The organism is Leptotrichia hongkongensis (assembly GCF_041538065.1).
Lineage (GTDB): Bacteria > Fusobacteriota > Fusobacteriia > Fusobacteriales > Leptotrichiaceae > Leptotrichia > Leptotrichia hongkongensis.
Map to the genome: position 1 here is coordinate 65,165 of NZ_JBGORW010000003.1, position 12,098 is coordinate 77,262.

Here is a 12,098-nt window from a genome sequence, read left to right on the forward strand (position 1 = left end):
TTAAATAAAAAATGTAATATTTAAGGAAAGGGGTGAAGTAAATAATATGAAAAAATTAAATGATTTAATAGATGTTTTTGCAAAATTGCCAGGAATTGGGAGAAAAAGTGCGGCAAGAATTGCGTTTGATGTTTTAGATAAAAGTGAAGATGATATTGATAGAATGCTGGAAATAATAAAGGATTCGCATATGAATATCAAACATTGCGAAATTTGTGGAAATTTGTCTGAAAATGATATTTGCGAGATTTGTACTAACGAGAAAAGGGATAAGGAAGTAATCTGCGTAGTTGAAGGAGTCCGAGATGTAATTGCTTTTGAAAAATCTGAAACATATAACGGACTTTATCATGTACTTGGTGGAAAGATAGATCCATTAAATGGAGTTACAATTGAAGATTTGAATTTGAGAAAGTTAATGAATAGACTAAATGAAGATGTAAAAGAAGTTATATTGGCTTTAAATCCCGACTTGGAAGGTGAAACTACAAGCCTATATTTGACAAAATTCCTGAAAGAAAAGAATATTAAGATTTCTAAAATTGCAAGCGGTATTCCAATGGGCGGAAATATTGAATACACGGATATGGCAACACTAGGAAGATCGCTTGAGGGTAGGGTTAATGTGGATGATGTAGACTAAAATTTTAAACAATGTAGCCTACTTATTTTTTCTACTTTTAAGTGCTAGAATTGTTATAGTCTTTGTAGTTTCTAATAGTTTTGTAGTAAAATTTCTATTGAAGAAATCCAGACATATAAAAAAATAAATTGTGTAAATTCAAATATATCTAAATACGAGTTTACACAATTTTTTATTCATAAATTCTTTTTTATTTTATCCATACATCTCTTCAATCTTTTCATCATCAATTCCAAATAAATAAGTCAGTATAAATCCTCCTGCATACGCTCCAAGCATTGCAATTATAAAGTAAATCCAAGTTCCAGGAACAACAATAAGTAGTCCAAATAAACCTGAAACACCTTGAGAAATTGTTCCTAAATGAAATAGAACTGCAAGAACTCCACCGATTCCAGAACCTAAGCACGCTGTAATAAAAGGTTTTCCTAATGGTAAAGTTACAGCATACATTAATGGTTCACCAATTCCAAGTATTCCAACCGGAATAGAATCTCTTACCATATTTTTAAGCCGTTGATTCTTAGTTTTTATATAAATTGCAATTCCTGCGCCAACTTGTCCTCCACCTGCCATTATAAGTATAGGAAGCAGATAGTTAATTCCTTTTGTAGGTCCTGTCGGATCATTAAGTAAAGTGTGTATAGGAGTTAAAGCTTGATGTAGTCCAACTGAAACTAAAGGAAGGAATCCAGCCGCCAGTATATATCCTCCCAATATTCCTAACTTCTTATATGAGAAATCAAGAATGGTGAATATGAAGCCAGTTACAACAGTTCCTAAAGGCTGAATTATTATTAGGGCTATAAATACACCTATTATTAAAGTTAAAAGAGGAGTAAAAAAGGTATCAAGCATTACAGGAACTATCTTTCTTATATTTTTTTCCAAATATGCGACTATTATTCCCATAAATAAAGATGCAAGCAGTCCTCCCATTCCAGGTGCAAAAGGCTTACCTGTAAAAGGAAGTATAATTGCACTCTTGTCTTCAACTTTAAGAAGTAAAGGCAAGGCTGGATTTGTGATAAATATTGATCCCATAATTCCACCAAGCACTGCAGTCCCACCAAATTCTTTTGCTGCATTCATCCCTACATAAATCGCAAGATATCCAAACATAACAAATCCGATACTTCTTATCGCAGCAAACCACCATACTGTATTATAAGCATTTTTTGTTGCAACATTTATTACATTTGTAAGTCCCATTATTAACCCTGATGCGATTATTCCAGGTAATAGAGGTACAAATATATTTGCAATTTTTTGAAGAAATCGTTGGACAGGACCATTATGTTTTTGTTTATTTGTTTTCTTATTTTCACTTGCTATATCCTTTATGTTACTATCTGAAAATCCTAGAGCAATACCACTAAGTTTTGAAAATTTATCTCCTACTGCATTTACTTTTCCAGGCCCTAGTATTATCTGTAAAGTTTCAGCATTTACTACGTTCAGTACGCCATCAACTTTTTTTAACTTTTCTAAATCTACTTCATTTTTAACTTTAACTCTAAGTCTTGTCATGCAGACTGCGTTTGAAGCAATGTTTTCCTTACCGCCTAAAATATCATAAATTTCCTGTGCTGTTTTTTTTGCATCCATAATGCTCATCTCCTTTGTAAGTTGAAGTTTCAAAATTTTTAATTATACTAAATTCCATTTAAACAACGAATTTATTACAAATTTTTCTAATAAAGGATATAAACCTAATATTTTCAAATAATTTTAAGACATAATTTTCGTTTTTTAAACAGAATCTAGTATAAATTAATCCGTCGGAGCATTTTTCTGTGATGACAAAACTGTTTGAGCATAGCGAGTTTTTTGTCAATGCAGAAAAATGTCGTAGACTAGCCATAGGTTGTAGGATTTGCGGCAATGAGCAATCCTACGAAAATAAAAAAGAAAAATTATAGTAATGCTCCGTTATAAAAATTTATTCTTATTTTAAACTAGGTTTAGTATTAAATAGTGAAAGATAAATCTATTAGATAGAGATATTTTTATTTTTTTACAAAAGAAAATTTTTGCCAAGGTTTGATGTAATCAATTAAAAATATTTCTTCATCTGCTATCTTTCCAACAACATTTGATTTTCCGGTATTTTTCATTTCTGTTTTTGCAATTAAAAGTTCCCCTGCGTAATGTCCAAATTCGCTGCTTTCAATAATTATATCTCCCTTTTTTATTATTTCAGGGGCATTAAAAATTTTAAAATTATGTTCTTTATATTTTACACGGCTATTTGTAGAACGGATTAGATTTTCAGAAATATCACCTCTATTAAAGTGAAATTCATCAAAAATTATTTTTTGTTCTATTTTAGGAACATTTTTTTTAAGTTCAATTGAGAAACTTACCATATCTTTACGCACTTTTTTAAATTCTTCTAATTCTTCATCAGTTGGATAGCAGTTTGAAATAATTATATCGTCAATTGTTTCTAGTGCCATAAAATGCTTGAACTGAACTATCAACGGTAAATTACGATGCATTTCCAAAGTTGGTAATCCTTGCGTTACTGGCTTAGGACCAAAACTGTTTTTAGATTGTGAAGTTATAAATGCGGCTGTTCGTAATCCATATTTTGTAAAATTTTCTGTACATTTTTTGAAAAATTCCAAGCCTAATCCTGTGTGAATATGAGGATAAAAGTTATGGCATCCTATCAGATTATTTTTATTCGGGCGATAATCCATAATTGTATCGATATAATGAGTATCGTTGCTCATATTTATTTCAATTTTTAAATTTTCTTTATTAAATGTCATAATGCTTTCCTGCAATCCAGTAAATCCAATATCAAGCCTAATTCCGTCAGCTCCCATTTCCTTAAAAAATGCTAAATTATCATAACTTATTCCCAAATCATTCAAAACTTTTGGATTTACATCCAGAATAATCTCAAACCCTTTTTCTTTGGCATAATAATTTACTTTTTTAAATTTTTTTAAAATTATTTCTTTATCCTCTGTAGAAGAAAGCAGACAACTAAATATTCGGCTAAAGCCAGCTTCAAAAGATTTATCAATATAACTTAGCAGTTCTTCTTCAGTTGTCTTTCCAGGATAAATAGAAATTCCTAATTTTCTCATTTTGTGTTATTTCCCTTCTTCTATCTATTTTTATTCTTGTGCTTCAGCATGTTCTTCTGCCAATAATTTTTTCTCATAGGCATTAAAGAAAGGATAGTAAATTGCAACAGAAATTAAAATAAGAAGTATATTTAAAATAACTGCTCTAAAATCTCCATTTGTTGCTAAAAATGCTCCTATTGGCCCAGGTAGAGTCCAAGGTGGTGTTGAAGTTACACGGTTTACCAGTCCTGCTACCATTGCGAAATAAGTGATAGAGGCATTAACTATTGGAACAATTATAAAAGGCGGTAATAATGTAGGATTTAATACTATTGGAGCTCCAAAAATAATTGGCTCGTTTATGTTGAATATTGAAGGAAGGATTGCTGCTTTTCAGGAATTGTACGAAATGCCTTGAACATTCCCCCAGCCCCATTTGTTTCCTGTCCTAGAAGTCCGTTTTCAAATGGTATTCTTTCATCCTTAATTCTCGCATCAAGCAGTCCCACACGAAACTGAGTAGTCACAAAATCCGCATCTTTTATAGCTTCTCTTCTATCCAGTGTCAAATAAACCTTGCAGTCAATACCAGCCTTTTCAACCATTCTTTTAGCCAAATTTCCAACTATTTCTAATTTTTCTTTCCCTTCCTCAATATCAACTAGCCATATTTCATTAACTGGCAATTCCTTTATCCTTTTAATAAATCCTTCTATCAGTTCAGGAGTATAGCTGGAGCCTCCACCAATCGTTACAATTTTAATTCCATCTCTTTTTTCCATTTTACTATCCTTTCTAAATTGCTAAATATTTTTTTCAGAATATTCATGTATCAATTTTGCTACATTATTGTCGTATTGTTTTAATTTTTCCGTTGCCATATCTCTATCAATATCCAAAAGTATCATAGCAATAGCTGTTTTTACATCATTTCCGGCTTTTTCCAAAACAGAACTTGCAATTTCATAATCAACCCCAGTAGTTTTCATTATTATTCTTTTTGCTCGCTCAACCAGTTTCTGATTGGAAGTTTTGACATCCACCATGTAGCCTGAGAATACTTTTCCAAGTTTTATCATAATTGTTGTAGAAATCATATTAAGTATCATCTTCTGGGCTGTTCCAGCCTTCATTCTGGTAGAGCCAGTAACAATTTCAGCACCAACGGTAACTTCTATTGGATATTGACTGATTTTGGATAAATCCGAATTTTTGGAGCAAGTTATACTTCCCGTAACTGCACCAATGCTATTTGCATATTCAATTGCCCCTAAAACATAAGGTGTTCTGCCAGAAGCCGCAAGTCCTATAACCACATCATTTTTTGTAAGGTTAATATTCACCAAGTCCTGTTTTCCCAGTTCTGGATTATCTTCAGCATTTTCCTTAGCCTTGAATATCGCTTCATTTCCACCAGCAATTATTCCTTGAACTTTCTCAAAGGGAACCCCATAAGTGGGAGGGCATTCCGAAGCATCAAGAATTCCAAGTCTTCCCGATGTTCCTGCACCAATATATATAATTCTTGTTTCTTTTTTATATTTTGACAATATGACATCTATAAGCCGTGAAATGCTCTCTAATTCTTTTTCTACGCAAAACGCCACTTTCTTGTCTTCCTCATTTATCCTTCTCACAACTTCAAGGCTATCCTGTAATTCGATATCCTTGCTATTAGGATTATTTTCTTCAGTAGACAATTTTTCAAGTTCAATCATTATTTATCACACCCTTTAAGTTAAGTCTAAAACTAGTTCTGTATACCATAATTATATCTCGATTTCTCCTAAATGGAAGTCTATTTTTAAATTTATCTGAAAAATTTGTTTAAAAGAGAAGAAAAGTGCTGATAAACTTAAACTCTATTTAAAAAAATAGGAATAAAATTTTATAACAATTAATTTGATAGCTTTATAAAAAAATCAAATCTTTAAGTATTCATATAAAAGATTTTTATTTAGATTTTTAAAAACTTCTTATTAATAAATATTTTTTCATAATCTTATATTTTTTCTTTTTATAAGGCAAGGGAAATCAGTCGCCATTTCCCTTGCAACCCTGGCTCGTCTAAGCATTTTTTTGAAATAAAAACGAAACTCGCTAACGCTCAAACAATCGTTTTCATTCCAAAAAAATCACGACATTCTATACTAAATTATAAAGATTATCATATTTAAGTTTTAGGCTTTTACATTTTAAAAATACTAAATAAGCAAAATTTCGTTAAAGGAAAAATAACTAAATACGAATGTATTTCTTTCGCCATAATTTTTATAATGATAGAACTTATTTATGTTAAAATAACTCTTATTTGTGAAAGTGAGCGTAGTTTTTACGAAGCGAGTTTTATTTTTTCTTTATAAGAAAGTTTTGCCTAAAGCGGGATTGTAAGGGCATAGCGTTTGATGTCCTTACGTTACAAAAAATTGAAGTAAAAAAACAAGAGCATAATTATTTTTTACACTCTTGCTTATTTATAGATGATTAAATTTATTTGTTAAAAACAACAGATACAGCCAATATAAAATTTATACTTTTTATTTTATTAAACTAAATACAAAATATGGAAGAAACCCCATGCACATACTTGAAAAAATAATCCAAAGTCCCGACACAGTCTCCACAATTTTTCCTGATAAATCCTTTTTCAAAAATTTTACCATAAAATATATCGAAACTATCAATATTACAAGCAATATTAATCTGCTGAATAAAAAATATTTTTCATAAGTATGGGCAAGCCCAAGAATGACAAGAAGATATTCAATAATAAAAAGTAGACTTAAAATAACCACAGCCTTTTTTCTTCCCAAAAGTTTGCTATATGTTTGCACTCCATGTTCCTTTTCATCAGCTCTTCTCGTTTTCCTTCCAATTTCCAGAACAATTCCATTTAAATAATTTAATGCAAAAAGAGGAATTAGTCCTACAAAAATATTTTTTTCGTATTTTTCTAGCAATAAGTACAAAGTTTCTAAAAAATGATCTTGTAAAATATATTCTATTCCTTTTACAATAACAAGGGTAATAAATATCATTATCACAACGTGGGAGAGAGCATAAATTAAAATTCTTTTTGTAAGCCATTTTTTTATAAAAAATTCTTTTGACATCAAAAACATATAAATCCATACTAATATCATATAATAAATAATTTTAGGATTTATTACATGTGCAAATATTATCTGAATTATAACAGTAGCAATTCCAATTTTTCCCAATACTTTTAATGAAATTATACCTCTTTGAACAGGACGATAAGACCGATATTTTAAATCTTCTTCATAATCTTTAAATTCATCTGTAATTCTCAGCTGAAAGAAAAACATGAATATTATGATAAATAAGGGAAGTAATTTATACCAGATCATTGGCACTTTATCAATTTCTTTATCCCAGAGTAGTGGTACTCTATTGATTTCTTTTGACAAAATTGGCTTTATAATTTTTGAATTATACAGTAATCCTGTGTAAATATATCCTGACAAAGTAAAAATCAATACGAAAAAAGAGTTTTTTCCTAATGGAAATCGCTCATTTAAGTATATTTTGAATTTTTTTATATTTTAGATTATTGATTTTTTTGAATTTCTATTACTTTGACTCATTTATTTCTCCTCTTACAATATTATATATAAATAGATTTTACTGACAGTAGAAGTCAATCATGGAAAGTAAATATCCTGTATTACTGTCTACTGGTGTACTTTCAATAAAATCTTTAATTTTATACCTTAATATTAATTTTTTTTCATTATACTGTTCACGCTTTTCAATAGTCATCGCTCTATCCAGAGAATGACTAAACGGACTTCCTGAACTTGCAATGCCTTCTATAATTCCCCCTAAAAAATCAAAAAACAGTCCTCTTGCTTTAGAACGTATATGAGTCTGATACTTTTCATCAAGGTATGATAAGTCTGCCTCACTCTTTTCTGCTGAAAGATAAAATCTTTTCAAAGCTCTTCTGTCATATAATGAAAATAATTTTAATCCTTCCTGAATTAATTCTTTTGCTTCTGTTTTCATAAAATTTCCTTTCTGAATTTAAATTTTCAATAATCTCTTCAAGTTTTTTATAGTCTGTCGTACTGTTATATCTTTTGTCCATAGGAATTTCAGTTTCGATTATTTTAAATATTCTAAATTTATAGATTGTAAAATATATTGCGACAAACTAAAAAATATAAAAACTCATGATAATTTCGTGTTAAAATGTTAGTAACAACAAAAACATTAACGAAAGGAAATATATCATGAGCCACAAATATTTTACCATAAATGAAAGAAATAAACTAGAGGTTCTGCTAAAAAAAAATTACAAAATTTCTAAAATTTTCAAAATCTTTAACAGGCACAGGGCTACCATTTATCGTGAAATCAAAAGAATTAATGGCGAATACTCTTCTGAGAATAATCAGGCAGATGCCAATGCAAAAGCCACTAATAAAGGAAGAAATTTAACAATTACTGCTGAATTGAAAATCTGATAGAGGACAGGCTCTGGAAGACCTAGTCATCTGAACAAATTGTCAGTAGCGAATTAAAGGAGGGATTGTCGCTTAAAACTATCTATAACTGGCTGTACAATAATTTTCTGTACGTTTCCCTGAATGTCTTTAGAAGAAAAGTAAGGAGAGGGAAAACCAAGAATACGAAAGGAAAATTCAATATTGGAAAGTCAATTGGCGATAAATCGGAAGAAGTAAAGAAAATGTTTAAACTATGCAACGCTATTTGAAAAATTTTTACACGAAATTAGAAAAAAATGGTAAAATGTTCACCGTTTTGATATAATTAATTTTTTTATCAAAAACTCTAGTTTATTTATTTAATTTGTGGTAAAATGTCTTGTTACTTATAGTATATTTTTTTTAATAGTAAATTGATTTTAAATAATAGCTATAGAGATTTATAAAAATCAAAATTATTAATTCTAGTAATAATTAATGTTTATTGATTTAAAAGTAGAAAAAATAATATGTTTATTTAATAACTTTTTATAAAATTTTATTGCTAGGTTGTAAAGTGAATTTTATAAATAGAAAAATGTTAGTAGAAATTAATTCTTTTTTATTCAAATAACTTTTTTAGATAGAAAGGATACATAATTTAAGATTATTAAAATTTTTATTTAATAAATTAAAAGAGAGGTGTTGTCAAATGGGGAAAAATTTTTCGTATGAATTTTTAGAATTTTGTAACGATAATTTTGATAATGTGAAAGAAAATGATAAAAATGATTTTCATGATGATATTTCCAATTTAAAATTTTCGAATGTTGAAAATAGTGATAAAGCCAGAAATAAAAAGGTAAAATTTAATACAAAATATAAAAATAATATAGAATATAGTAAAAAAAATCCAATAAAAATAAATTCAAAAGCAACAGCAACTTTTTTTCTGACGGCATTTACTGGAATATTAAATGCAACTGGAATGGATACGAAAGTTGAAAGAGAAAAAATTAATGAAAATGAAAAAAATCAAAACTTTAATTCAGATAATCTAGATATTAATTTTAATTTCAAAAAAAATAAGATACAGAAAAATGAAATTGAAGATAGTTTTTCAAAGAAAAAACCAAAAGTGAGATTTTCATTTTCTACAATGTATGAAGTTCCAATTTCCAAACGTAAGCCAAAAAACTCTCCAAATACTGGAATGACGATAGATAAAATTGATAAACAGCCACTTTCTAATAGTTCTAAAAAAATATCAAATACTTCAAATTCTCAAATAAAGGCCCATACTGAAAGCGAACGTTGGACTTATTACGGTGGAGATGAATTTAATGACAACAGTTTTGATACAAGTAAATGGTCAGCATACGACAATAACAATACTTATGGACATCCGCAGGATATGATTCAATACTATAATGCAAGTCAAATTTCAGAAACAACTGATGCACAAGGAAATGGAGTTTTAAATATAAATTCAAATAGAATGAGAGGTACTACAATTACTACTTCTGATGGGCAAAGCAGGGAAGCTTGGAATTCGGGATTTATAACTTCAGGAGGACGATATGCAGCTAATCCTGCAAATGTTTTTTATCCATTGTATTCGAGAATTGATGTAAGGGCAAAAGTTGCAAATGAAATAGGTTTTTGGCATGCTCCATGGGTAACTCATTATAATGGCGCATCTACTGCAGAATTAGATATTGGAGAATTTTTTGCACCGACAAATGGAAAAAATGTGGTTACTCAATCAATTCATTTATATAATAAGAAAATGGGGACAGTTCAAAAAAATGTAGTAAATGGTGGAATTAAAAATTTTAGAGTAAAATCTGATGTTCAGAATGATTTTCATGTTTATTCAGTATCAGTGGAACCGTCTTCAACTCCTAATGAAGCAATTATTACATATTGGGTTGATGATAATAAAGTTTATTCATTTGCTACAGATTCAAAAGGAGCGGGTATTTATAATAAATTTATTGAAGATTCAATAAAAGACAATAGGTTAGATTCTACATGGAATATTATGTTTCAAGGGGGAGTAGGAGGTAATGGCTATCCGATAACTGGATTGGACTCAGCACAGAGTGTTATTGACTATATTCGTGTATTTGTCCCTGCAGCCCAAGTGCAATCAGTACCTACTGTAACACCTGTAAATCCTGCTACAACACCAGGAAGTTCAAATACTCCAGGGAATAATAATAATACGTCTCCTACAGCAGCAATTCCTATATACCATAAAATATTAATAGAAGCGCCTAGATCAAAAGTGGATTTTGATCTTGTAAAAAAAATAAATTCTGAAATTTATAGAAACATTGAAAATACAGAGGATGATAAACTGGATGTAAATATAACTCATATTGGAAATATCAGTACGAGCTATAGTGATAAATTAAATAACATAAATTATACTTCAAATTCACAAGGAATATTATTATCCGCTTTAAAAGATTTTGGAAAATTTACATTTGGGGGAGCTTTAGGATATCAGAATTCTAATGTTAATTATAATGGAGTTTTTAGTGGAATTGAAGAGGATATTGATTCTTTTCAGGCATTATTAGAGGGAAAATATGAATTTACTGAAAAACTCGATTTAGCAGGAATTTTAACATATTCATACAATAATCATAAGTATAAAGCCGATTTTTTTAATATAATGAATAATGTGAAATATAAATCTAGAATATTGGATGCTTCAATGAGATTAGGTTATAAATTCATATTTGATGATGGATATATAAAGCCATACTTAGGGTTAGGTATAACAGGAATTAAAGAAGGAGACATGAGTAAAATTAATGTTTCTAATACTTCACAAACTGGAATAAACGAATTTTTAGGAATTTATGGTGAAAAAACTTTTGGTAAATTTACTTTATTCGGACAATCAGAATATAGATTTAGAAATAAAAAAGCTTCATATCATACAAAAAGAAGTTATACTAATCGATACGATATTTCTCCACTAAACTATTCTAGACAGTCATTTAGCTTTGATATAGGTGGAGATTATAAAGTAAATGATAATATGAACGTAAGTTTGTCGTATGGATTTAATGGCTCTAAAAATAACAGTCTTAAATTAGGATTGAAAGCTTCTTTTTAGAGATAAAATGTATTAAAAATTTTTGTATTAGAGCAAAAAAATATCTTTAGATTAATAATATACTCAAACCTATTTAAAATTAAACTACTAAAAATTATATAAATTTAGGGTTTGAGTAAAATAGTCATAGCCTTTTGAGTTTAGTTTTAAAGCAGTTTTACTATATAAGATGTTTTTATGAGCAAAAATACTGGTAATATTCCAAGTTAAATTTTTAAAAAATATTCACTTCTAAATAAAAATATGATATAATCCAAGTAATTTTAATTACGCAGGAAGGAGAAAGTGCAAAAAGTATGGAATTTTATAATTTTATTTATTTGGAAAATAAAAAGATTGTAATTGACAAGTTTTTTCTTGTTATAATTATTTTTGTAATTGCATTTGTATTATTTGCATTCTGGAAATGGTTTAAAGGGAGCATTTCTTTGAGAGATAAGCAGCTTAGTATGCTTGGTTTAATGATTATTTTTTTATTTGGATTGTATCATTTTGAAAATTACAGAGCTAATAATAATCGAGAAAAAGTTTATAAAAATTCAGCAAGCGTTATAAAAAAACTGGCTGAAAAATTTAAAGTTGGAGAAAATGAGATTTTTATAAATACTCCCGAAATAACAGAACATACAGTTTATAAAATAAGGGATAAGTTTTATCAGATTCATTGGGTAGACAATAATATTCTGGTTGAACAAATGACAGTTCCTTATGTAGATGAAATTAAAACATTTAAAGAATAGCGAAATTTCTTGTTTTTTAAAAGGAAAGATAATAAAGAAAGTGAGATG

The 12,098-nt window shown here is 28.8% G+C and carries 11 protein-coding genes and 1 pseudogene; 5 read left to right on the top strand and 7 right to left on the bottom strand.

Features of this window, described 5'->3' with window-relative positions; translation table 11 throughout:
* Positions 1 to 46: 46 nt before the first annotated feature.
* Positions 47 to 643 (top strand): recombination mediator RecR, encoded by a 597-nt coding sequence (gene recR / locus ACEG17_RS03060; RefSeq protein ID WP_372582504.1) that lies wholly within the window; start codon positions 47 to 49, stop codon positions 641 to 643.
* A 195-nt stretch (positions 644 to 838) separates the two neighbouring features.
* Here the strand turns inward: recR and ACEG17_RS03065 are convergent, their stop codons facing one another.
* Positions 839 to 2,251 carry a PTS transporter subunit EIIC gene (locus tag ACEG17_RS03065; RefSeq protein WP_372582505.1) on the bottom strand — a complete coding sequence of 471 codons (1,413 nt, stop codon included), beginning with the start codon at positions 2,249 to 2,251 and terminating at the stop codon, positions 839 to 841.
* A gap of 188 nt (positions 2,252 to 2,439) precedes the next feature.
* Here ACEG17_RS03065 and ACEG17_RS03070 point away from each other — a divergent pair, with 188 nt between their 5' ends.
* The gene (locus ACEG17_RS03070; protein WP_372582506.1) at positions 2,440 to 2,565 is read left to right on the top strand and encodes a hypothetical protein; all 126 of its coding nucleotides are present in this window, start codon (positions 2,440 to 2,442) and stop codon (positions 2,563 to 2,565) included.
* Between the two features lie 87 nt (positions 2,566 to 2,652).
* Here the strand turns inward: ACEG17_RS03070 and ACEG17_RS03075 are convergent, their stop codons facing one another.
* The 6 genes and pseudogenes from ACEG17_RS03075 to ACEG17_RS03100 all read right to left on the bottom strand — a co-directional run bounded on the left by ACEG17_RS03075 (position 2,653) and on the right by ACEG17_RS03100 (position 7,755).
* Complete coding sequence (locus tag ACEG17_RS03075; RefSeq protein WP_372582507.1) at positions 2,653 to 3,744, bottom strand: DUF871 domain-containing protein; 1,092 nt, start codon at positions 3,742 to 3,744, stop codon at positions 2,653 to 2,655.
* Positions 3,745 to 3,774: 30 nt separating this feature from the next.
* On the bottom strand, positions 3,775 to 3,984 hold the full coding sequence (locus ACEG17_RS03080) for a hypothetical protein (RefSeq protein WP_299575614.1): 210 nt from the start codon (positions 3,982 to 3,984) through the stop codon (positions 3,775 to 3,777).
* 137 nt (positions 3,985 to 4,121) lie between these two features.
* Positions 4,122 to 4,508: pseudogene (locus ACEG17_RS03085) on the bottom strand (family 4 glycosyl hydrolase); the annotation flags it as partial.
* Positions 4,509 to 4,529: 21 nt separating this feature from the next.
* Positions 4,530 to 5,444 carry an N-acetylmuramic acid 6-phosphate etherase gene (gene murQ / locus ACEG17_RS03090; RefSeq protein ID WP_372582509.1) on the bottom strand — a complete coding sequence of 305 codons (915 nt, stop codon included), beginning with the start codon at positions 5,442 to 5,444 and terminating at the stop codon, positions 4,530 to 4,532.
* An 819-nt stretch (positions 5,445 to 6,263) separates the two neighbouring features.
* The gene (locus tag ACEG17_RS03095; RefSeq protein WP_372582510.1) at positions 6,264 to 7,214 is read right to left on the bottom strand and encodes a UbiA family prenyltransferase; all 951 of its coding nucleotides are present in this window, start codon (positions 7,212 to 7,214) and stop codon (positions 6,264 to 6,266) included.
* A gap of 157 nt (positions 7,215 to 7,371) precedes the next feature.
* Positions 7,372 to 7,755 carry a hypothetical protein gene (locus ACEG17_RS03100; RefSeq protein ID WP_299267737.1) on the bottom strand — a complete coding sequence of 128 codons (384 nt, stop codon included), beginning with the start codon at positions 7,753 to 7,755 and terminating at the stop codon, positions 7,372 to 7,374.
* Positions 7,756 to 7,982: 227 nt separating this feature from the next.
* On the opposite strand from ACEG17_RS03100, the gene ACEG17_RS03105 reads away from it, so the two are divergent.
* The 3 genes from ACEG17_RS03105 (at position 7,983) to ACEG17_RS03115 (ending at position 12,050) form a co-directional block, all read left to right on the top strand.
* Positions 7,983 to 8,216 (top strand): helix-turn-helix domain-containing protein, encoded by a 234-nt coding sequence (locus ACEG17_RS03105; protein WP_372582511.1) that lies wholly within the window; start codon positions 7,983 to 7,985, stop codon positions 8,214 to 8,216.
* Positions 8,217 to 8,889: 673 nt separating this feature from the next.
* Positions 8,890 to 11,310, top strand: a complete 2,421-nt coding sequence (locus ACEG17_RS03110) for an autotransporter domain-containing protein (RefSeq protein WP_372582512.1) — start codon at positions 8,890 to 8,892, stop codon at positions 11,308 to 11,310.
* Positions 11,311 to 11,606: 296 nt separating this feature from the next.
* A complete protein-coding gene (locus ACEG17_RS03115) occupies positions 11,607 to 12,050 on the top strand; it encodes a DUF3290 family protein (RefSeq protein WP_299570431.1) in 444 nt (147 codons plus the stop codon).
* The last annotated feature ends 48 nt before the right edge of the window (positions 12,051 to 12,098 follow it).